Origin of the sequence: Stenotrophomonas bentonitica (genome assembly GCF_002887735.1) — a bacterium.
GTDB classification, from domain to species: Bacteria; Pseudomonadota; Gammaproteobacteria; order Xanthomonadales; family Xanthomonadaceae; genus Stenotrophomonas; species Stenotrophomonas bentonitica_A.
The window spans coordinates 180,176-201,364 of the sequence record NZ_PKQP01000004.1; the positions used below are offsets into that span (position 1 = coordinate 180,176).

The 21,189-nt window shown below is 69.4% G+C and carries 17 protein-coding genes; 5 read left to right on the top strand and 12 right to left on the bottom strand.

All coding sequences use genetic code 11. The features are described 5' to 3' along the window. The first annotated feature begins 47 nt into the window (after positions 1 to 47). Both C0R07_RS09890 and C0R07_RS09895 read left to right on the top strand, forming a co-directional pair. Positions 48 to 434, top strand: a complete 387-nt coding sequence (locus tag C0R07_RS09890; protein WP_102788798.1) for a BlaI/MecI/CopY family transcriptional regulator — start codon at positions 48 to 50, stop codon at positions 432 to 434. 15 nt (positions 435 to 449) lie between these two features. Beyond that, positions 450 to 2,303 (top strand): M56 family metallopeptidase, encoded by a 1,854-nt coding sequence (locus C0R07_RS09895; protein ID WP_341987022.1) that lies wholly within the window; start codon positions 450 to 452, stop codon positions 2,301 to 2,303. Between the two features lie 80 nt (positions 2,304 to 2,383). Here the strand turns inward: C0R07_RS09895 and C0R07_RS09900 are convergent, their stop codons facing one another. The 3 genes from C0R07_RS09900 to C0R07_RS09910 are packed head-to-tail and all read right to left on the bottom strand — an operon-like array spanning position 2,384 to position 6,351. Further along, a complete protein-coding gene (locus tag C0R07_RS09900) occupies positions 2,384 to 2,719 on the bottom strand; it encodes an I78 family peptidase inhibitor (protein WP_070473849.1) in 336 nt (111 codons plus the stop codon). Positions 2,720 to 2,767: 48 nt separating this feature from the next. Further along, a complete protein-coding gene (locus C0R07_RS09905; RefSeq protein WP_070473847.1) occupies positions 2,768 to 3,874 on the bottom strand; it encodes a ribonuclease H-like domain-containing protein in 1,107 nt (368 codons plus the stop codon). After that, complete coding sequence (locus tag C0R07_RS09910) at positions 3,871 to 6,351, bottom strand: DEAD/DEAH box helicase (RefSeq protein WP_026070064.1); 2,481 nt, start codon at positions 6,349 to 6,351, stop codon at positions 3,871 to 3,873. The genes C0R07_RS09905 and C0R07_RS09910 overlap by 4 nt, the downstream gene beginning before the upstream one ends. Positions 6,352 to 6,522: 171 nt before the next feature. Here C0R07_RS09910 and C0R07_RS09915 point away from each other — a divergent pair, with 171 nt between their 5' ends. Next, entirely contained in the window at positions 6,523 to 7,005 is a 483-nt protein-coding gene (locus C0R07_RS09915) for a hypothetical protein (protein ID WP_102788800.1), read from the top strand. Positions 7,006 to 7,035: 30 nt separating this feature from the next. Here C0R07_RS09915 and C0R07_RS09920 read toward each other — a convergent pair whose 3' ends face one another. The 9 genes from C0R07_RS09920 to C0R07_RS09960 all read right to left on the bottom strand — a co-directional run bounded on the left by C0R07_RS09920 (position 7,036) and on the right by C0R07_RS09960 (position 19,616). Next, positions 7,036 to 8,865, bottom strand: a complete 1,830-nt coding sequence (locus C0R07_RS09920) for a hypothetical protein (RefSeq protein ID WP_070473843.1) — start codon at positions 8,863 to 8,865, stop codon at positions 7,036 to 7,038. After that, on the bottom strand, positions 8,862 to 11,033 hold the full coding sequence (locus C0R07_RS09925; protein WP_102788801.1) for a hypothetical protein: 2,172 nt from the start codon (positions 11,031 to 11,033) through the stop codon (positions 8,862 to 8,864). Before C0R07_RS09925 ends, C0R07_RS09920 begins: the two co-directional genes overlap by 4 nt. Then, complete coding sequence (locus C0R07_RS09930) at positions 11,030 to 12,148, bottom strand: BatA domain-containing protein (RefSeq protein WP_102788802.1); 1,119 nt, start codon at positions 12,146 to 12,148, stop codon at positions 11,030 to 11,032. Before C0R07_RS09930 ends, C0R07_RS09925 begins: the two co-directional genes overlap by 4 nt. After that, positions 12,145 to 13,041 (bottom strand): DUF58 domain-containing protein, encoded by an 897-nt coding sequence (locus C0R07_RS09935; RefSeq protein ID WP_070473836.1) that lies wholly within the window; start codon positions 13,039 to 13,041, stop codon positions 12,145 to 12,147. The genes C0R07_RS09930 and C0R07_RS09935 overlap by 4 nt, the downstream gene beginning before the upstream one ends. Positions 13,042 to 13,051: 10 nt before the next feature. Continuing rightward, on the bottom strand, positions 13,052 to 14,035 hold the full coding sequence (locus C0R07_RS09940) for an AAA family ATPase (RefSeq protein ID WP_019184930.1): 984 nt from the start codon (positions 14,033 to 14,035) through the stop codon (positions 13,052 to 13,054). A gap of 61 nt (positions 14,036 to 14,096) precedes the next feature. After that, entirely contained in the window at positions 14,097 to 14,798 is a 702-nt protein-coding gene (locus tag C0R07_RS09945) for a DUF4159 domain-containing protein (RefSeq protein WP_070473832.1), read from the bottom strand. Positions 14,799 to 14,865: 67 nt separating this feature from the next. Then, complete coding sequence (locus C0R07_RS09950; protein ID WP_070473830.1) at positions 14,866 to 16,200, bottom strand: TldD/PmbA family protein; 1,335 nt, start codon at positions 16,198 to 16,200, stop codon at positions 14,866 to 14,868. A gap of 20 nt (positions 16,201 to 16,220) precedes the next feature. Further along, positions 16,221 to 17,855 carry a TldD/PmbA family protein gene (locus C0R07_RS09955; RefSeq protein ID WP_102788803.1) on the bottom strand — a complete coding sequence of 545 codons (1,635 nt, stop codon included), beginning with the start codon at positions 17,853 to 17,855 and terminating at the stop codon, positions 16,221 to 16,223. Between the two features lie 132 nt (positions 17,856 to 17,987). Next, a complete protein-coding gene (locus C0R07_RS09960; RefSeq protein ID WP_167390351.1) occupies positions 17,988 to 19,616 on the bottom strand; it encodes a TldD/PmbA family protein in 1,629 nt (542 codons plus the stop codon). A 144-nt stretch (positions 19,617 to 19,760) separates the two neighbouring features. Here C0R07_RS09960 and C0R07_RS09965 point away from each other — a divergent pair, with 144 nt between their 5' ends. Together C0R07_RS09965 and C0R07_RS09970 are read left to right on the top strand one after the other, a co-directional pair. Then, the gene (locus C0R07_RS09965) at positions 19,761 to 20,387 is read left to right on the top strand and encodes a DUF938 domain-containing protein (protein WP_102788804.1); all 627 of its coding nucleotides are present in this window, start codon (positions 19,761 to 19,763) and stop codon (positions 20,385 to 20,387) included. 92 nt (positions 20,388 to 20,479) lie between these two features. Further along, positions 20,480 to 21,118, top strand: a complete 639-nt coding sequence (locus C0R07_RS09970) for a tetratricopeptide repeat protein (RefSeq protein ID WP_019184922.1) — start codon at positions 20,480 to 20,482, stop codon at positions 21,116 to 21,118. The last annotated feature ends 71 nt before the right edge of the window (positions 21,119 to 21,189 follow it).

The window sequence follows — 21,189 nt, forward strand, 5'->3', positions numbered from 1 at the left end:
GTAGTCACTGGCACGGTAGCGACACGTGTAGTCATAGGGAGTGCGCCATGCGCGGCAAGACCATCGGGGACCAGGAACTGGCCCTGCTGCAGTACATCGCGGAACAGGAGCGCCCCAGTGTCGGGGAGGTCGCCACCGGCTTCGGGGAGCCGCGCGGGCTGGCACGCTCGACCGTGCTGACCATGATGGAGCGCCTGCGCGCCAAGTCGTACCTGAGCCGCAAGCAGGTGGACGGCGTGTACCGCTATGCCACCACCAGTGGCCAGGACAGCGTGGTGCAGGGCGCCGTGGCCAGCTTCGTGGAGAAGACGCTGCAGGGCTCGGTCTCGCCGTTCGTCGCCTTCATGTCGCACAAGGTGGATGTCAGCGATCAGGAACTGGCCGAGCTGGAAGCGCTGGTCGCACAGTTGCAGTCACGCAAGCGGGAGGGCTGAGCCATGGACACGATGATGAGTGAGCTGTTGATGCGGCTGGGCTGGACCAGCGTGCAGAGCGCGGTGCTGGTGGCGCTGGTGTGGGGCGTGTGCCGCCTGCTGCCGCAGCTGCCGGCCGCCACCCGCTGCCGCCTGTGGTGGCTGGTGGCCGCACAGGCGGTACTGGGCCTGGTGTGGAGCAGCCCGCTGGAGTTGGCCGTGCTGCCCGCACCCGCCACCATGACGGCACCGACGGTGGCGTTGCCCGCGTTCGATGCCGCCGTGCAGGCGGCCTCGGTCGCCTATGCGCCGGCCGCGGTCGAGACGGCGACGATGGTGTGGTCCTGGCCCTCGCTGCTGCTGGCCTTGTGGGCCGCCGGCGTGCTGTTGATGGTGGCGCACAGCCTGCGGGGCTACCGCGCCAGCCGCGCGCTGGTGCGCAGCGCCACCGAGTGCACCGACGCCGGGCTGCAGCAGGCATTGCAGCTGGCTGCCGAAGCCCATGGCCTGCGCCGTGCGCCGCGCCTGAAGCTCTCCGCGCAGATCCGCTCGCCGCAGTTGATCGGTCCGTGGCGGCCGGTGCTGCTGTTGCCGGCGCGCGAGCTGCCGGCGATGTCAGCCGACGACCTGGACATGGCGCTGACCCATGAGCTGATTCATCTGCAGCGCCGTGACCTGTGGTGGGGCCTGCTGCCGGCGGTGTCGCAGCATCTGTTCTTCTTCCATCCGCTGGTGCACGTGGCAGCCCGCGAGTACGCGCTGGCCCGCGAAGAAGCCTGCGATGGTGCCGTCGTGGCCGGGCATGGCCATTGCCGCCATGACTATGGCCGCCTGCTGGTGCAGCTCGGTGTCGCGCCGCGTCCTGCGGTGGGCGTGGCCAGCGCCTCGCCCAACCTGCGCAGTCTCAAGCGCCGCCTGTTGACCCTGCAGCAGACCCGCAGCGTGCCGCGCGTGGCTTCGTTGGCGATCACCGCGTTGTTCGTGGTGGTCGGCGTGGCGCCGCTGCGTCTGGTGGCTGCGCCGCCGCCGCCGCCGGCCGCACCCCAGGCACCGGTCGCGCCCAGCGCACCCACCCCGCCGGCAGCGCTGTCGGCACCGGCGCCGCGACCGGCCCCTGCGGCGCTGCCCGCGCCTGAGCCTGCTCCCGCGCCGGAACCGCTGTCGGCCCCGGAACCGCCGGCCGCGCCTGCCGCACCCCGTGCGCCGGAGCCGCCGAAGGATCTGGACGACGGCATGTCCTACGTCACCCACGGCCGGCTCGACATCAGCCGGCAGCCCGCGCAGGCTTTCGTGCTGATGGGCGGCGACGACAACTTCGTCGATGCGTCCGTCGCCGACCTCAAGCAGGCCCGACGCGACGTGGGCGGCAGCGCGCCGGCGCTGTGGGTACGCCGTGGCCAGGCGCGCTATCTGATCCGCGATCCTGCCGTGCTCAGCCAGCTCAGCCGCAGCCAATCCGACGTGGCCGCGCTGGGCAACGCACAGGCTGAACTGGGCGACCGCCAGGCCGTGATCGGGCAGCAGTTGGCCAAGGTCTCGATGCAGGTCACCGCAGACGCGCTGGCGGCGGTGGATGTCGAGGCGGTAGCCAATCACGTCACCCGCCAGGCCGGCCTGGATGCGGCCGCCGAGGCCAACCAGGCCGCTCGGCAGGCGCGTGCGGCGTCAGCCAGCGCCAGCCAGGCAGCACGCCAGGCGCGCGTCGCCACAGCCAACGCGGTGGATGCCCGCCAGATCACCCTGGTGGCACGCGAGCAGGCGCAACTGGGCCGCGAACAGGCGCGTCTGGCGCAGCAGCAGAGCCTGGCCTCGGCCCGCGCCGTGCGCGAGGTCCGCACGGCCATCGATCAGGCGCTGGCCAGTGGCAAGGCCGAGCGCCTGCGCGACTGACCCCGCCTGCCTGGCACGGCGGCCCGCAGATAATGGCGGGCCGCCGCCTTCAGTCGCAGCACGCGGCAGGGTTCAACCGGTCACCCGCAGTTGGCGCGCACGATCCTGTTCTGCGCGTCCACTTCGATGCTGAGCCGGTCTTCGCGGAAATCCATCGTCATCGCCATGCCCGGCTTGAGCACGCGGGCGTTGCGCGCACCGCTGTCCTTCACCGCTTTCTGGATCACCGCCTCGGTGGCGGTCTGCCCGGTCAGGCCGGTGAGTTTTTCCGGGTCGCATTGGGAGGCGCTGCCGGCCAACGCGGGTGGCGCGGTGGAGGTGGGGCTGTCAGCCGGCGTCGCCGCCGTCTTGCCGGGATGGCTGCACGCGGCCAGCGGCAGGGCGCAGCCCAGGGCGAACAGAAGGTTCAGACGCATGTGGTGGTCCTCCCACGGTAAGGACCCGCAGTGTCCGTGGGCCGGCCTTTACACCGCGTCAATGGCCTGCAGCGCCAACGTCTCCCGGTCACGCTGTTCCTCGGCCACCAGCCGTCGCATCAATAGCGCCAGGGTCACCACGTCCTGGTGGTTGTGCTCGGCCACGCGGCGCAGGTTCACCGCGCTGCCCCCGCGCAGGTAGTTCAACCACGCCGCCGGGGCTTCCGAGCCGGGCAGGTCGTCTTCGCGCACGATCTGCAGCAGCTGACGTTCGATCGTGGCCAGCCGGCAGTTTTCCCAGGTACCGCGATAGCGGCGGCGGGTCGGGAACAGCAGGTCGACGTGATCCAGCGGGGTGATCGGGCAGCGCTGCCGCGCCAAACGGTAGCGGGTCTTGAGCAGCGGGGCGTCGTAGCAGCGGCCGTTGTAGCTGGAGAACACCGTGGTTGGCCGCAGCCACCCGGCGAACTCGCGCAGCATCGCGGTTTCGGCGGCCATCGTGGTCATCAGCAGCTGGCGGATGCGCAGGCCATCGCCGCGTTCGGGATGGGCGTGCCAGTCCGCGGCGCCGATCATGAAGGCGCGGGTGCCGGTACCGCCGGCCAGGCCAGTGGTTTCGGTATCGAAGAACAGCAGGTCCTGTGGCTGCACCTGTTCGCCCTCGCGCTTGGCGAAGGCGAGCGACAAGGGCTCGGTGGGAATGGCCTGCGCGACGAACGACTCGATCAGGAACAGGCCCGGCGCGATTTCCTCGCCCGGTACATGGCGGTCCTTGGCGTTCTCGCGCGGGTGGGCGGTGCTGAGGCTCCGCTCGCGCAGGCCGAGCAGCCGGCGCAGGCCACCGATCTCGGGCTTGCGCAGCGCGGGCGCCGGGAGGGCAGGCGCTGCCGGTGCGGTATCGCGTGCGGCCTCACCGGTGGGCTTGTGTCGGATTTCCTGCTCCACCCAGCCGAACACGGAGGCGGGCGCGGGCGTGCGCGCACGGGCGTCGTTGGCGGCGGCCGGGAGGGGCGCGGGGGCGGCGACGCCGGTAGCGATGGTGTCACCCGCATCGGATCGGCCCGCAGTGGCGATGGACGGATCACGGGCCGGCGCCGGCGTTGCATCACCGGCCTGCCGGCGCAGCAGGCGCAGCTTGTCCAGGCTCAGGCTCACGGGGCGACCATCTCGGCGCTCTGGCGCTCACGCTCGGCGGCAGACGGCAACGCCGCGCTGTCGAACAGCGCCAGCACCTTCAGGGCCAGTGCCTTGGGCGTGGTGGCATCGTCTTCCTGGCCGGCCAGGACCGGCCCCACGCAGGCGGGGCAGCCGGCCTTGCAGTCGCAGCCCTGCACCAGCTCGCGCGCGCGCAGCAGCAGCTCGGCCTGGCGCAGCCACAGCGGCTCGCTCAGGCCCACACCGCCGGGGAAGTTGTCGTACAGATACACCGTCGGCACGAACTGCTGCTGCAGCTCGATCGCGCTGGCATCGAACTCGGCGCCCCGCAGCTGCCCGCGGCCACTCTGGTCGGCCACCGCGAACCACGCGCCATCGCCATTGCCAACCGCCTTCTGCAGGTCGCGCGCATCGGCCATCACCGCCACCGTGGCGACGATGTGCAGCGCATACGCCGCGCCGAGGAAGCCGTCCAGCGCTTCCTGCTTGCTGTCGAACGCGGTCAGCAGCAGCGCCTGCGGCAACTGCCACCACACCGCCGTGGTGTGCAGCTCCTGGTCGGGCAGGTTGACCGGGCCGTAGCCGATGTTTTCATGGGTGTAGTAGCGGATCTTCTTGTAGCCGGCCACGCGGCGCACCACGTGCACTTCGCCGTGGTGCGAATCGCCGCGCCCGGCAATGCAGCCATCGAAGCGGTCCAGCACCTTGAGCTTGGTGAAGTCGATGCTGTCGGTGTAGTAGTCCACGTGGGTACGCGTGACATAGGCCTTGCGGCCTTCCCAGTCCAGCCGCTCCACCTGGTAGGGCGTGGACTGCACCATGTGGATGGCACCTTCGTACAGCGTCAGCGCGGCGGCGGAGTAATCCACCTCGGCGATGATCTGCTGCTTGCCGTCGCTGCGGTCCACCACCACGAAGTTGCCGTCGGCGACCGAGCGCAGGCTGACCGCGTTGGCCGGGTAGCTGTCGGCGATCCACTCCCAGCGGTCGCCCTCGCGATGCACGACCTCGGTCTCGGCCAGCGCTTCGAGGAAGACCAGCGGGTCGATCGGCCCGAACGGATCGCCGGCCAGGAAGGGCAGCTCGAAGGCGGCGCAGCGGATGTGGTCGAACAGGATCAGCGGCTGGTCCGGTGCGATGCGCGCATGCTCGGGCGAGGCCTCGGCGAAGAAGTCCGGATGCCGCACCACGTACTGGTCCAGCGGCTGCGAGCTGGCCACCATCACCCCCAGCGCGGGCTGCTGGCGACGACCGGCGCGGCCGAAGCGCTGCCAGGTCGCGGCGACGCTGCCCGGGTAGCCGTTGAGGATGACCACGTCCAGGCTGCCGATATCCACGCCCAGTTCCAGCGCCGAGGTGCTGACGATGCCGTCGATGTGCCCGGCACGCATCGCCCGCTCGGTTTCGCGCCGCTCGGTGGGCAGGTAGCCGCCGCGGTAGGCGCGGATGCGGGCCGGCTTGCGCGGGTCGTGGTCGAAGATGTCCTTGAGGTACTTGGTCAGCACTTCGACCATCAACCGACTCTGCGCGAAGATCAGCGTCTTCAGGCCGGATTTGATCGCTATGCGGGCAATGCGGTTGCTCTGCGAGCGGGCGGACGCACGCAGGCCGAGATCGGCGTTGACCACGGGCGGATTCCACAGCAGCACGTGCTTGGGCCCGCTGGGCGCACCGGATTCGGTGATCGCGGTGACCGGCGCTTCGATCAATGCCTCGGCATGCGCCTGTGGGTTGCCGATGGTGGCCGAGCACAGGATGAACTGCGGCTCCACCCCGTAGAACGCGCAGATTCGCTTGAGCCGGCGCAGCACGTTGGTAACGTGGCTGCCGAACACGCCGCGGTAGGTGTGCACCTCATCAATCACCACATAGCGCAGGTTCTCGAAGAACTGCGCCCACTTGGTGTGATGCGGCAGGATCGCTTGGTGCAGCATGTCCGGGTTGGAGACCACGATGTCGCCGTGCAGGCGGATCGCCTGGCGCGCATCGCCTGGCGTATCGCCATCGAAGGTGAAGGCTTTCACGCCCAGGTCGCCGGCGCGGTTGAGCTCCAGCAGCTCGGCCACCTGGTCCTGGGCCAGCGCCTTGGTCGGGAACAGGTACAGCGCCTTGGCCTTGCCCTGCATCGCCGCGCTGACCACGGGCAGGGTGTAGCACAGCGACTTGCCGCTGGCGGTGGGGGTGACGATGGCCACGTGCTCGCCGCGCTGGCTGGCCTCCCAGGCCTGCGCCTGGTGGCTGTAAAGCTGCTCGATGCCGCGCGCCTTCAGCGCATTGACCAGCGCGGCGGGCACATCGGCCGGGATCGGCGCGTACTGGCCCTCGCGGGCGGGAATCGTGAAGCTGCCGGTGATGCGGTCGTTGTAGCGGCGCTGCAGGCGTGCGGTCAGCAGCGCACCATCGCGCGAGGGCAGCCCATCGGTGGTGGCGAGGCGGCGTTCGGCGTCCTCGGTCCGCTTGGCGAGTTCGTAAGCCATGGTCACAACGGTCTGCAAAGGACGCTATGGAAACATGACCGCGTCTCAATGTCTGAGACATCGCGATGCGGGCCGGTGAATGGTTCAGTGCCCGCCGCGCCGGCCGGACAGGTGCCATCAACGAAATCTGACGCCGGCCTCCGTATGCTTTGAGGCCAGCCCGCAACCAACATGGATGGAGTCGCTGTGGCATTACGTGGAGAGCAAGGTGCAGCGTTGCTGGCCGGCCTGGTGCTGGCCGCTGCCGTGCAGGCACAGCAGGTGGCGCCACCCGACCCCGTGGAGCCGCCGCCTGCGCCGACGCAGGGGGATGTCACCACGCTGGGCGAGGTGCGTGCGCTCAAGCCCGACGACGAGCCGCTGGATCTGTACCGCTTCAAGAATCCGGTGCAGGTTCAGCCGAACCGGTTCAGCCGCACCTGGAGCGAACCCCCCTCGCCCGAGCAGGTCAGCATGAGCGGTGGCTATCTGATGATGGGCATCAACAAGGGGCTGGCCGCCGCGGCGCAGGGTGTGAACAAGCTCACCGGCGGACCCGACCAGATCCAGTCCGCGACCGCCCGCCCACCGCCGGAGTTGACCGACGACGAGCAGCGCCGGGCACAGCAGGTGTGTGTGCAGCAGGGGGGATGCCCGGCGCCGCCGGCGCGCTGATCTGGCAGGACAGCATCGCTCCGGCGCGCGTCAAGCGGGCCTCGCTCCCCGCCGCCGCTCCATCCACCACAGCAGCCCGGCCGCCAGCACGAAGGCGAGCAGCCATGGCCAACGCGGTCCTGGCGTTTCGATCACGCCGGCCGACGTTGCCGCGGTGCCCACGGCCAGACGCTGTGCGGTGGCCTCACGCAGCTGTTGGCGATGCAGCGATCGCGCAGCGGCCGGATCGAACACGTAGAACGCGTGGCGGCTCTCACCCTGCTGCAGCTGATGCCAGCCGGCCTGCGTCGGCCAGTAGCCGGCGCAGCGTTCCGCGCCGCTGGCCGGATCGATGCGCAGCGCAATGCGCGCGCCATCCGGTGCGCGCACCTGTGCAGGTTCCCGCAGCTGGCACAGCGCTACGCGCTCGCCGGCCCACGGGGTATCGGAGTCGACGCGTGGAGCATCTGCGGCGGGAAGTGGGCGCGCCACGCGGGCCAGTACGCCGCTCCACAGCTCGGCGTGGCGATCGTCGCGACCGGCCAGCACCAGTCGATAGCTGTCGGTGACCGGCAGCAGCGCAACACGGCCCCGGCCCAGCGGGCGATAGCCGCCGATCGCATTGCCCTTGTCATCGTGCAGCAGCGGTGTCGCGTCGTTGACCGTCACACCCAGCCGCTCCAGCACCGGCAGCGCAGCCTGGTGCGAGGCCGTGTCGGCTTCGTCGATGTAGGTGGTGGTGTCCGACGCGGGCCGCTGGGGACCACGGCGTGCCTGCAGCAACGCGGCATCGGCGTCGGCCGGCAGTGTCAGCGGGGCGGCCTGGTTGTTGCCGCTGATGGGCATACCCCAGCCGCGCAGCGCCTGGCGCGCGCTGTCGTTGAGGGGGCCGCTGGTGCGGACGAGCACGCCCAACCCACCGCGGATCGCCTGCTGCAGCGCGCTGCGTTGCACCGCCGACAGCCCGGCCAGACTGCGCTCATCGAGCAGCACGGCATCCGTCGCCGCCAGCGTCGCCGCAGTGAGCGCGACCGGTGCATCGCCGAGCGACACCCCACCGCCGGCATGGGCCTGCGCTTGTACGGCCAGCCCCGCATCGGTCGCCCAGCGACGCAGGTACTTCAACTCGGGCCCCGGCGCACCGGCCAGGATCAGCAGCCGCGGCGCTGCCGCGCCCACGGTGTCCACCGGTACCTCCAGCGTATCGACCACGTGCTGCCCGGCATCCAGCAGGCGCAGACGGAACGTGCTCTGCCCTGGCACGCGCGCGACACCATCAAGCTGCACGCGACCATCGGCCCTTGGCATTGCGCGGTCAACCACCAGCCCGGCCGGGTCCACAAGCTCGGCGCGTGCGTTCGGCACGCCCTGCGCACGCGCGCGGACGGTGAACACCGCACCGGGCGCAGCAACCGGTGGCGGCTGCAGTGCGATCCAGCCCTGTGGTGCGCTGGGCCATTCGATACGCACGCCACGGGGCAGCGCGGCATCGCGATCGCGGGCCGACAGGCCATCGCCGATCAACCGAAGGGAGGTGGGACCGGGATGCTGGCGCAACGCGGTGGCCAGGTCGGGCGCGGCGAGGGCGTCTGCCACTTTCGTCGCTTCCGGCAGTGCGACCACGGTCTCGCCCGGCGCCGCTGACCAGCGCACCTGATCGGCCGCGCCAGTCAGCACGGTCAGCTGGCCACCGGCCACGCGCTGCATCGGTGGCACCAGGGTCAGGTAGAGCAGCACGGTCGCCACGGCCTGCAACACCAGCAGGCTGGCGAACACACCGGGTGCCCGCGCCGGTCCACGCCATTGCTGCCAGCACAGACGCGCGCTGCTCAGCAGCAGCACGGCGAACAGCGCGATCAGGATCCAGCGCGGGTCGCTCACGGGGTGGCCTCCAGTGCATCCAGGTAGCGCTGACCCATGGCATCGGGGGCGTTGCGCCGGGCGACCTGCGGCAGTGGCCGCAGCAGCGCACGCCACAGCTGCGCGCGCAGGGCCTGGTGGCAGTCGGCGCAGTCCGGGGTGATGCGCAGTGTTTCGATGGCGGCGGCCAGGCTCAGCGGGTCCGGCAGGCGCGCTTCATTGCGTCGCAGCCAGTGGGTGAGTGCGTCCAGATCCGGCGCGCTGGCCGGATCGGCCAGCTGCTGCCAGACCTGCACGATGGCCTGGTCGGGTGCCTCCAGCGCACGCAGTGGCAAGGTGCGGCTGGCCAGGTCGGCGCGATCGCCGCTCATGCGTCGGCTCTCGTCGATCGGCGGCAGTTCCGGGCCGACCCGTGCCAGGTAGATGCGCTCGGCCTGCTGCACTTCCTTGATGAAGCCCAGCGCCTTGTAGGCGTAGGGCAGGGCACGCTCGGGCTGGCCCTGGCGCAGCTCGCCTTCCGACGACCACATCTGATCGAGCGCCGCCTTCAGCGTGGCGCGCGTCTTGGGATCGAGCAGGGTGGCGGCCTCGGCGTGATCGTGGGTATGGCCGTATTCGGAGAGCACGTCGGTGGCGCTGCCGAACACCGGGGCGCTGCCGTCGGTCGGCGCGCCATGATCGTGGTCGTCGTGGCCGGCCTGCGCCTGGGTCCTGGCATGGTCGCCATCGTGATCGTGATCGTCATCGTGCGCGGCCGCCGGTGTATCACTGGTCGGCAGGGCATCGCTGGTCGGCGGTGGCTTGGCCCCGCCTTCGCTTTCCTCGCCGAGGAACTGGCCATAGCGCAGGCGCAGGATCCGCTGGTCCACGCCGATCGCATCGGCACGCTTCACGAATTCCTCCGCCGGCAGCTGGCGACGCTGTTTGATCAGCGCTTCAGCGTCGATGATGATCTGGCGCTGGCTACGGAAATACGCGGGCAGGGTCTTCTTGACCATGCCCTCCATGTCGGTGCCCTGGATCTCCGCTGCGCTGGGCAGGCGCAGGATCACGCTGCTGCTCTGGGCGGTCTGCGCGCCGGGCGTGTGGGTGTCGCGCACGGTCAACTGCGCGATCACATCGTTGCCTTCGGTGGCGCCCAGCGCGGCGAGATCGAGCGTGCGCGCGAAGCGCCGCTGCGTCGCCGGTCCGGTGCCGACGAGGTTGAAGGTCTGCTCGCGGAAGGTGATGTTCTCGCCGCTGCCCTGGGCCAGGGTGACCTTCAACTGTGCCGCGGCAACCACGCCGTAGTCGTCGGTGGCCTCGAACTGCAGCGGCCACTGGCGTTGGCCGGGTGTCCCCAGCACGAGACTGCGGTCGGGAGCGATCACGCGCACCACGGGCGGGCGATCGGGCACCACATCGAGCCGGTACAGGCGGGTGTCGCGCAGGGCAGGCTCGGTGACCACGCGGTACAGCGCCGGACGCGTGGCGGTCCACTGCGTGGTCCATTGGTCGCCATCGCGTTGCAGCGCGATGCGCTGGCCATCGTGGAACTGGAGCGCAGCGGCCTGCGGTTGCGCCGAGAAGCGCAGCGACCAGTGCAGGCGGCTGTCCTGCGGGACCTTGCCGTCCAGCGTGCTCTGCACACGCGCGGCCTGCCCGGTGTAGGCCGGGGCGGTGATCTCCAGCCGGGCGGAACGCAGCTGCGGTGGCTGCGCGGGTGTGGCCGGCGGTGCCGCCGCGCCCGGGAACAGGGGCGCCGCGTTATGGCCGCGTGGCCAACTCAGCGCCAGTGCCATTACCACCAGCGACGTGATCACCGAGGCCAGCAGCCACCGGCGCGGCCAGCGTGGCCGCAGTTCGGGCATGCGCGCCTGCAGGGCGGCGGCGACATGCGTGCGCTGCCGCTGCTGCAACGGGTTCAATGCCGCCGGTGGGGCAAACAGCAGGTCGGCACTGTCCTGTGCGACCGGATGGTCGTTCAACCGGCGGACCAGCCATTGGCGATCCAGACCACGTGCGCGCCAGGTCGCCACGCCGACGCTGACCAGCAACGTCGACAGCAGGACTACCGTAGCCGCGTTGAAGCCGGCCAGCCGCCACGCCACCGCGCTGATCGCCAACGCGGCCGGCACCGCGAGCAGGGTGGTGATCCACCACTGCCGCCGGCGCGCGCGCTGCCAGGCGTGCTGGATGGCAGCGTTCATGCGCCGGCTCCGCGGCGCGGTGAGGTCGCGATCACCCGTTCCAGCGCGAACAGCAGCACGATCAGCACCAGCACCCAGGGGCTCAGCTCGCGCGGTGCGGGCAGCGGCGTGGCGCCGCCGCGCAGCGGCTGCTGTGTCGCTGCCGCGGCGAGGGTCGGCGGGGCGGGTGCGGCGAGGACGGCCAGCAACTGGCGCGGGAAGCCGGGATCGCGCAGCACCGGCAGGGCCGTCGGCGTCAGCGGCGACGCGAAGCGCAGCAGGCGACCCTGTCCTTCGGACCGCTGTTCCAGCACCACTGCACCGTCTGCATCGCGCAGGACGGGCATCCAGCCGGCCTCCGCAGCACCGGGCGCGACCAGTACGCTGCCGCCCTGGTGCACCCACGCCTGCCAGGCAGCAGGCAGCGGCGCAGCGGCGAGCCACACGCCGGTCTGCCCGGCATCGGGGGCGGTACCGGCACCGCGGGCAGGAGACAACGCCTGGTTGGACCAGGCACGCTGCAGCGCGGCCAGCACGCGCTGCTCGCCTTCTGCGATCTCGCCACCGACCTGTAGCACCGGCGGTGCGGCGGTGCGCGTGCTGGCCGGCGCCAACGGCACCGGCCGCCAATCCACGGCACGCGACAGGCGCGGCCGCTCGCCATCCAGTCCGGGCATCGGGTCGGGCACGTACACCGTCAGCGGTGCGCCGGCAGGCAGTGTCTGGTCCAGCTCACGCAGCAGGCTGGACAGCGCGGAAGCGGTCGCCGGGGCGGCATCGGCCAGTGCGGGGAAGCCCGGAGCCAGCCAGCGCCAATCTCCCTTCGCGTCCTGGCCACGCAGGGCCGTACCGTCCAGACCAGGGGCGACCACCGTGACCGGGTGGATGTCGGCGGCGCCACCGTGCAGCACCGGCCGCGCCAGCAACAGGGCCAGTGTAGCCAGCAGCAGCAGCCGCACCAGCAGCAGCGGCCACTCGTCGAAGCGGATCTTCTGGCGCGGCCGGATCCGGGCCTGCAGCCAGCGCAGCGCGGCGAAGTCGAGTGGCGCGTACTGATGCCGCCGCGCCAGGTGGATCAGCAGCGGGACCAGCCAGGCGGCCAGTGCCAGCAGTCCGAGCGGAAACAGCAGGCTCACGCGCCGCCTCCGGCACCGAGCAGCGCCCGCAGCGGCTGATCCAGCGGCTGGTCGAGATAGCCGGTGGCATGCACGATGCCGCTGCTCTGCAGCCGCGCCTGCAACGCGCGCTGGGCGGTATCGAAACGGGCCAGGTATTCGGCACGGATCGCACGGCCATCGCCCAGCAGCTCCTCGCCGGTTTCCGGATCGCGGAAGCGGTGGCCGTCGGTGAACGGGAAATCGCGCTCTTCGGCGGTCAGTACCTGCAGGTGCAGCACCTCGCGGCGGGCGGCGGCCAGCCGTTCCAGCAGCACGATGCTACCTTCGTCGAAACCGTCGCCCAGCGCGACCAGCAGGTCGCCGGCCTGCACCCGCTCCCAGACCGGGGCCAGGGAAGTGACCGGCGGCCACGTGCCGCTGGCCCGAAGTTGGCGCAGCAGCAGGTGCACGCGGTCGCGCTGGCGCGGGCCGTGCCCGGCGGGGACCAGTTGCACGCTCTCGCCGCTGATGGCGATCACGCCGAAGCGGTCGCTTTGCTGCAGGGCCAGTTCGACCAGGCAGGCGGCGGTGGCGCAGAGGTAGTCCAGGCGCGACCAGTCCGGTCGCGCACGGTCGCTCTGGCGCGCCGAGGCGGTCGCATCGATCAGCACCCAGGTCGTGATCGGGCTTTCGCGTTCGGATTCACGCACGAAGAAGCGGTCCGAGCGCGCGTAGAGCTTCCAGTCGATCTGGCGCAGTTCATCGCCAGGTTCATAGGCGCGGTACTGCGCAAACTCCAGCCCGGCGCCGCGGCTGCGGCTGGCGTGCTGGCCGATGCCGTGCGCGCCGCGTGCACGCCGTGGCAGCAGCCGCAGCGCCTTCAGGCGGCTGCGGACATCGGCGGGGATCGCGATCGGTACGTTGCGGCTCACGGTGTGCGGATCAACCCGGGAACGGCACGGCCTGCAGCAGCGCGGCGACCACGTCGTCGGCGCTCTTCTGCTCGGCCTCGGCAGCGAAGGACAGCAGCAGGCGGTGACGCATCACCGGTGCCGCCAGCGCCTGCACGTCCTCGCGGGTGGCCGCGAAGCGGCCCTGCAGCAGCGCGCGCGCCTTGGCCGCCAGCACCAGCGATTGCCCGGCACGCGGGCCGGCGCCCCACTTGATCCACTGGTTCACCGCCGCCGGTGCGTCGCTGCCCGGGCGGCTGGCACGCACCAGGCGGGTGATCCAGGTGAGTACGTCGTCGCTGATGTGGACCTCGCGCACGGCTGACTGCAGCGCCAGGACCTCGTCAGCCTCCATCACCTTGGGGACGCTGCCGTTGGCGCTGCCGGTGGTCTGCAGCAGGATGTCGCGCTCTTCCTGTTCGGTGGGGTAATCCACCCGCACGTGCAGCAGGAAGCGGTCCAGCTGGGCTTCGGGTAGCGGGTAGGTACCGGCCTGCTCGATCGGGTTCTGCGTGGCCAGCACGAAGAATGGCGCCGGTAGCGCATAGGTGGTGCCGGCGTAGCTGACGGTGCGCTCCTGCATCGCCTCCAGCAGTGCGGCCTGGGTCTTGGGCGGGGTGCGGTTGAGCTCGTCGGCCAGCAGCAGGTTGGTGAAGATCGGGCCCTTCTGGAACCGGAAGTGACGGTGCCCGGTGCCGTGGTCCTCTTCCAGCAGCTCGGTACCGAGGATGTCGCTGGGCATCAGATCGGGGGTGAACTGCACGCGCCGGAACTGCAGCTCCAGTGCCTGCCCGAGCGAGCGCACCAGCAGGGTCTTGCCCAGCCCGGGCGCGCCCTCGAGCAGGCAGTGGCCGCCGGCCAGCAGGCCGATCAGCAGCTGCTCGACCACGGCGTGCTGGCCGACCACGGCCTGGGCCAACGCGCCGCGCAACTGCTGCAGTTTGGGGAGAAGGGCATCAAGGCGGTCGGTCGTCATAAGGCACTCGCAGGATCGGCGTAGAGCCACGCCATGCGTGGCTGAAAAAGCAGGAAGAAGCTCAGCTGTTCAAGGCATACATCACGATGTTGACCGCGAAACGGGTGTTGTCTTCGGCCAGGAAGCGCTTGTTGCGCCAGTCGTAGTCCCACTCGCACCCGTAATCCTTGTTGCTGTAGAGCACGCCGAGGCGGCCATCGATCTGGATGCCCTTGAGGTAATCGTGCACCAGATCATCGCCCCAGCCATTGAGCTCGAACCCGGTGGCCGGCGGGCCCTCGGGGAAGCGGAAGAAACTGCGGTAGAGCGCGTGGTTGTTGGGCAGCTTGTTCAGCGCCTTCGGCCCGAACAGCTTGGCCATCTGTGCTTCAAAGGACTTCGCGAACAGACCATCGATATCGTGGTTGCAGTCATCGACGAACACGAAGCCGCCATTGCGCACGTAACGCACGAAGTTCTGCCGCTCGGCGGCATTGAACTCGACCAGCTTGTGCCCGGCCAGATAGCAGAACGGTGCCTCCAGCATGCGCGGATCGGACAGCGCGATCACGTGCTCGGTGGGGTCCACGCGCAGGGTGGTGTAATCGATCAGCGAGGTGATCACGTTGGACGGCATGCGCGCGTCCACGTCCCAGTCGCCGGAGTCGTACTTGAGGCGGGTGAACCAGAAGTCGTACCGCCCGGCCTGGGCGCGCGCCGGCGCGGGCAGGGCCGCGAACGCCGCACTGCCCAGCATCAGCCGCAGGAACTGTGCGCGGTTCATCGCCGCGCACGTTCCCGGGAGCAACCGGCCAGCCGGGGAGACGGCCAGTGGCCGTCACGACCGTTCATCAGACCGCGTCGGACAACGAGGTGAAGGTGAAATCGCGCAGCTTCATCGGCGGGATCATCATCACCAGGCTGGATTCGTCACCGGCCACACGCACCGGCTTGCCCAGCTCTTCGATGTTGTTGAGCATGATCACCGGCGACTCGTTGAAGCGGAAGTTCTTCACCGGGTGCTTGATCTGGCCGTTCTCGATGTAGAAGGTGCCATCGCGGGTCAGGCCGGTCAGCAGCACGGTCTGCGGATCGACCATGCGGATGTACCAGGTGCGCGTGACCAGGATGCCCTTCTGGGTGCCACGGACCAGCTCGGCAGTGCTCTTGTCGCCGCCGGACATCAGCAGGTTGCCCGGCCGCGCGTTGGCGGTCTTGCCCTGCTTCTGCGCCCAGAAGCGCGAGTAGTTGAGGTTGGCGATCTTGCCGTCCTTGATGATGTCCAGCTTCTCGCGCGGCTGGCCTTCGTTGTCCCACGGCAGCACGGCGGCCTCGGGATGCCATGGATCGGCGACCATGGTCACGCGCGGGTCGTAGACCTGCTCGCCCAGCTTGTTGCCGCCGCCCTTCCTGGACAGGAAGCTGCGGCCTTCATCGGCCGAGCGCGCATCGAAGAAGTTCATCATGAAGCTGATCAGGCCGGCCGCGGCCGCCGGCTCCAGGATCACCGTGTACTTGCCCGGCTCCAGCGCCTTGGCTTCGGCCGATTCGGTGGCCTTGCGCATGGCGATGCGGATGTCCTGGTCGGCCTTGAAATCGGCGGCATCCTTGAGGTTGCGACCGACCCAGCCCGAGCCGCGGCCATCTTCGGTACGCACGGTGCAGGTGTAATCGAAGTTGGTGCCGCGCTGGTAACCGAAGTTGCCGTTGCTGTTGGCGGTGGCCTGGAAGCTCTGGCCATCTTCCAGGAAGCCGGCCGCGATCAGGCCGTTGCCACGGCACGGTGCGATCGAGTCGGCGGCAACCTTGGCGCGGAAGGCCGGGTCGATGGCCGCGGTGGATTCGCTGAAGGTCGGGCTGGGCCGGTAGGTCTGCTTGCCGATCGCCGGCAGGAACTCCGGGTTCTCCGGGGCCAGGCGGGCCAGATCTTCGGCACGGCGCACCACGCGTTCCAGCGCGGCGTCGTCGAACTCGTTGATCGAGGCGGTGCCCACGCGCTTGCCGAAGGCGACCGTCACGGCCAGTTCGGTGTTGTCGACGATACCGCTGGTGGAGACGTTGTTGAGCGCGAAACGGATGTTGCCGTCGATCGAGCCGGCCAGCACGGCAGTGCACTCATCGGCCTTGGAGAGCGCGATGACCTTGTCGAGGATGGCCTTGGCCTGGGCTTCGGTGAAGATACTCATGGATTGGGGCTCCTGACCGGTCAGCCGAGGCTGCGCGCGGTGTTGATGACGTTGATGCCGTTGAAGCGCGCGGTGGACGAACCGTGCGAGACCGCCGAGACCTGGCCGGGCTGGCCCTTGCCGTCGAAGAACGAACCGCCCAGGCGGTAGTCGCTTTCATCGGCCACCGCGGTGCAGGCATTCCAGAACTCCGGCGTGCGGATCTGGTAGGCCACGTCCTCGAGCATGCGGGTGATCTGGCCGTTCTTGATTTCATAGAACAGCTGGCCACCGAACTGCGCGTTGTACCGCTGCTGATCGATGGAGAACGAGCCGTCGCCGATGATGTAGATGCCGTTCTCGACGTCCTTGATCATGTCGGCCACGCTCAGCTTGGTCTTGCCCGGTGCCATGGAGACGTTGGCCATGCGCTGGAACTGCACGCTGGACCAGGAATCGGCATAGCAGCAACCATCGGACTCGGTCTTGCCCAGGATATGGGCCTGGTCGCGGATGGTCTGGTAATCCACCAGCTTGCCTTCGCTGATCAGGTCCCAGCGCTTGGTCTTGACGCCCTCATCGTCGTAGCCGACCGCACCGAGACTGCCCGGCTGGGTCTTGTCGGCAAAGATGTTGACCTTGTCGCTGCCGTACTGGAAATGCTGCTCGCGCTTGTCCAGCGTGGCGAAGCTGGTGCCGGCGTAGTTGGCTTCGTAGCCGAGCACGCGGTCCAGTTCCAGCGGGTGGCCGACCGACTCGTGGATGGTCAGCCAGGTGTGCGACGGATCCAGGATCAGGTCGTACTTGCCTGGCTTCACCGACGGTGCCTTGAGCTTTTCCTGCGCCTGCTTGGCCGCGGCGATCGCATCGGCCTTCATGTCATAGGAGTTGCGGTAGTTGACCACGCCGTTGGGCGAGACCGCCTTGCCGGTGCCGACGCCATCGAGGTACTCGTAGCCCAGGCCCATCGGCGAGGACAGCCCGGAGCGGGTGCGGAACTTGCCGGTGCTCTTGTCGATGGCGGTGACCGTCATCGGTGCCCAGATGCGGTGCACATCCTGGTCGATGTAGGAGCCATCGGTGGAGGCGAAGTACTTCTGCTCGTTGACCAGGAACAGCATCGAGTTGACGAAGCTGGCGCCGGCGCCCATCGCGCCTGCATTGACGTCCAGCAGCAGCTCGACCTTCTCCTTGATCGGCACGTCCATCGCGTTCTTGCGGATCGGGGTGCGCCAGGACACTTCGCCCACGCCGGGCGCGGCGGCCAGCTGCACCGGGGCGGTCTGCACGCCGGCGTTGGCCTTGGCGATCGCGGCGGCCTGCTGCGCGGCACGCGCCACATCGGTGGTGCCGAGCTGGTTGGTGGCGGCAAAGCCCCAGGCGCCGTTGACGATCACGCGGATGCCCACGCCGGTCGACTCGGTGTTCACCACGTTCTGGACCTTGTCCTCGCGGGTGATCACGTACTGGCGCAGGTAGCGGCCGATACGGACATCGCAGTAGGTCGCGCCCGCCTGGCGCGCAGCGGCCAGGGCGGCGTCGGCCAGGCGCTTTTTCAGGGCCGGGTCGAGGCTGCTCTGCAGTTGCTCGGCGGCAATGACCTTGCCGAAGAACGACGGCACGATCAGTCCGCCAGCGGTAAGCCCGGTCAGGGCGAGAAAGTCACGTCTTTGCAAGGCAGCTCTCCACGTCGGTGTGGGGGTGGCAGGGAAACAGCGACATCAGGGCGACCGCTGCGGCGGCACAGCCGATTCTTGCGGCCATGCGTGCGCCGCGGTAGTGACATTCGGCACGGAGCAGGGACGGGCTCATCCCAGGCTGCGTGCGGTGTTGATGATGTTGATGCCATCAAAGCGCGTGGTCGCCGAGCCATGCGAGACCGCCGAGACCTGGCCCGGCTGGCCCTTGCCATCGAAGAACGAGCCGCCGAAGCGGAAATCGCGCTCATCGCAGATCGCGCTGCAGGCATTCCAGAACTCCGGCGTGCGGATCTGGTAGGCGGCATCCTCGACCATGCCGGTGATCTCACCGTTCTTGATCTGGTAGTACAGCTGCCCACCGAACTGCGCGTTGAAGCGCTGCTGGTCGATCGAGTACGAGCCGCGGCCGTGGATGTAGATGCCGTTCTCCACGTTCTTGATCATGTCGGCCACGCTCAGCGGGGCCTTGCCCGGCGCCAGCGACACGTTGGCCATGCGCTGGAACTGCACGCTGGACCACGAATCGGCGTAGCTGCAGCCGTGGCTTTCCTTCTCGCCGAGGAGGTGCACCTCATCGCGGGTGGCCTGGTAGTTGACCAGGATGCCGTCCTTGACCAGGTCCCAGCGCTTGGTTTTCACGCCTTCATCGTCGTAGCCCACCGCGCCCAGGCTGCCCGGGGCGGTCTTGTCGGCGAAGAAGTTGACGATGTCGCTGCCCCAGCGGAAGCCCGCCTCGCGCTTGTCCAGCGTGGCGAAGCTGGTACCGGCGTAGTTGGCTTCGTAGCCGAGCACGCGGTCAAGCTCCAGCGGGTGGCCGACGTTCTCATGGATGGTCAGGAACAGGTTGGACGGGTCCAGCACCAGATCGTACTTGCCCGGCTTGACCGACGGCGCCTTGAGCTTTTCACGGGCGTGGCGGGCGGCAGCAATGCCATCTTCGACCGGGTCGTAGGAATCGCGGTAGGCGACCACGCCGCCCGGCAACGCGATCTTGCCGCGCGCGTCGCCATCGAGGAATTCGTAGCCCATGCCCATCGGCGAGGACAGCCCGGCGCGCGTACGGAACTTGCCGCTGGCCTTGTCGATCGCGGTGGCGGTGAACGGCAGCCAGATCCGATGCACGTCCTGGTCGATGAACGAGCCGTCGCTGGAGGCGAAGAACTTCTGTTCGTTGACCAGGAACAGGGTGGAGTTGACGAAGTCGGCGCCGGCATTGAGCGCGGCCGCATTCAGCGACAGCAGCATCTCGACCTTGTCCTTGATCGGTACCGCCATCGCGTTCTTGCGGATCGGGGTCTTCCAGCTCACGTCACCCACGCCGGTCACCGGCGCCAGCTGCACCGGGCGGCTCTGGATGCCGGCGTTGGCGCGGGCGATCGCCGCGGCCTGCTCGACCGTGGCCAGCACCGCGGCCGGGGTCTGCTGGTGGGTGGCGGCAAAGCCCCAGGCGCCGTTGACGATCACCCGGATGCCGATGCCCGAGGATTCGCTGTTGGTGACGTTCTGGACGTTGGCCTCGCGGGTGATGATCGCCTGGTTGAGGTAGCGGCCGATGCGCACATCGCAGTAGCTGGCACCGGCGCGTTTGGCGGCGGCAAGCGCGGCCTCGGCCAAGGCCTTGCGGCGACCCACATCGCCCGGTTCGAGCAGCTGCTCGGCGGCGATCAGCCGGCCATGCGGCAGTACCAGGCCCGCCAGGCCCATTCCAGACAGCGCTAGAAACTCACGACGTTGCACAGCTCACATCCCCCAAGGACGGCCGGCGGCGCGCAGGCGGCCGGCGTTGGACAAGTCTTCGACTTTCGGTGGCATCGCACAGTGGCACAAGTGACTGCGGTCATGGTTGGATGGACATCGATTCCCTGCCGATGTGACATTGCGATGAGCCAGATACGCTGGTCCGAGGCCTGCGACCGCAACCGCGCGCCGATCCTGGCGGTGCTGCAGCGCCACCTCGCCGACCGCCACCGGGTGCTGGAGATCGGCAGCGGCACCGGCCAGCACGCCGAGTCCTTCGCGGCGGCACTGCCCCACCTGCAGTGGCAGGCGAGCGACCATCCGGATCACCTGCCGGGCATCGCCGAGCGGCTGGACGCCGCGGGCCTGCCCAACACACCGGCCCCGTGGCCGCTGCAGGCCGTGTTGTCCCCCGCGCCCGGGCTCGGGCCGCTGCCGCCGGACGCGCCGTTGGCGTTCGATGCGGTGTTCAGCGCCAACACCCTGCACATCATGAGCTGGGCGCACGTCCAGGCGCTGTTTGCCGGGCTGCCGGCAGTCATGGCGGCCGGTGCCGTGCTCTGTATCTACGGTCCGTTCAATGCCCATGGCGAGTACAGCAGCGACAGCAACCGCCAGTTCGACGCATGGCTCAAGGCGCGGGACCCGGCCTCGGGCATCCGCGACGCCGAGGCGGTGGATGCGCTGGCGGCGGGGGCGGGCCTGCAGCTGATCGAGGGCGTGGCGATGCCGGCCAACAACCGCCTGCGGGTGTGGCGGCGCGCCGGCTAGCGCCGACCGCTGGTCGGCCGCGCTTGGTGTCCGGCGCATGCTGCGGTTAGGATCAGGAGGGGAGGTTGTTGTGACAACCTGGGGGAGTTTGCATGGCAATTGCAAGACAGATGGTGGCCGGCGTGATGCTGGCCATGGGGGCGTGTGTGTTCAACGCGTCGGCGCAATCGCTGCCGGCCGTGCAGGAGTTCTACTTCGACAACGACGTGGCGGCCGCCCCGATGGTGGTGGTGCAGGGCCAGGGCGGGGAGCTCGTCGACCAATTGATGAAGCAGCGCGAGCGCGGCCGCAAGAGCCTGGAAGCGACCGTGCAGCTGGCCGGCGTGGCGATCGCGCAGGGCCGGCCCGAGTTGGGGCGCAGTCTGTACGAACAGGCCGCGACGACCGCATCGGCCAGTTCGGTGCCCGGTCGGTCGGTGCGCTGGAACTACGGCTGGGATCTGTTCCGGCTGGGTGAGGCCGACGCGGCGTTGGTGCAATGGACCGCGGCGCAGAACACGCTGCGCGGGAATCCGGCATGGGTGCCGCCCACCTTCGCGCTGGCGCTGTGGACGCTGGGCCGCAAGACCGAAGCCGTGCAGTGGTACGCCGCCGCCGTGCGCACCGAGCCGCAACAGTGGAGTGGGGCCGATCGCTACGCCGAACTGCTGCCTGGTTGGCGCGACAGCGAGCGCAGCACGCTGGCCGAGGTGCAGCGTGCATGGGCCGAGAAGCCACCGGCCTGGCCATGATTCCGCAGGCCGGCCCGTGCAGGCGGGCTGGCCGGCCATAGCGCGGGCGATGCGGGCTTCGACCATGGTCG

Coding starts and splice junctions, on each gene's coding strand:
- C0R07_RS09950 (WP_070473830.1), bottom strand. CDS start 16,200: ATGAGTATCTTCACCGAAGCCCAGGCCAAGGCCATCCTCGACAAGGTC.
- C0R07_RS09900 (WP_070473849.1), bottom strand. CDS start 2,719: ATGCGTCTGAACCTTCTGTTCGCCCTGGGCTGCGCCCTGCCGCTGGCC.
- C0R07_RS09915 (WP_102788800.1), top strand. CDS start 6,523: ATGGATGGAGTCGCTGTGGCATTACGTGGAGAGCAAGGTGCAGCGTTG.
- C0R07_RS09945 (WP_070473832.1), bottom strand. CDS start 14,798: ATGAACCGCGCACAGTTCCTGCGGCTGATGCTGGGCAGTGCGGCGTTC.
- C0R07_RS09890 (WP_102788798.1), top strand. CDS start 48: ATGCGCGGCAAGACCATCGGGGACCAGGAACTGGCCCTGCTGCAGTAC.
- C0R07_RS09970 (WP_019184922.1), top strand. CDS start 20,480: ATGGCAATTGCAAGACAGATGGTGGCCGGCGTGATGCTGGCCATGGGG.
- C0R07_RS09910 (WP_026070064.1), bottom strand. CDS start 6,351: ATGGCTTACGAACTCGCCAAGCGGACCGAGGACGCCGAACGCCGCCTC.
- C0R07_RS09895 (WP_341987022.1), top strand. CDS start 450: ATGAGTGAGCTGTTGATGCGGCTGGGCTGGACCAGCGTGCAGAGCGCG.
- C0R07_RS09925 (WP_102788801.1), bottom strand. CDS start 11,033: ATGAACGCTGCCATCCAGCACGCCTGGCAGCGCGCGCGCCGGCGGCAG.
- C0R07_RS09965 (WP_102788804.1), top strand. CDS start 19,761: ATGAGCCAGATACGCTGGTCCGAGGCCTGCGACCGCAACCGCGCGCCG.
- C0R07_RS09940 (WP_019184930.1), bottom strand. CDS start 14,035: ATGACGACCGACCGCCTTGATGCCCTTCTCCCCAAACTGCAGCAGTTG.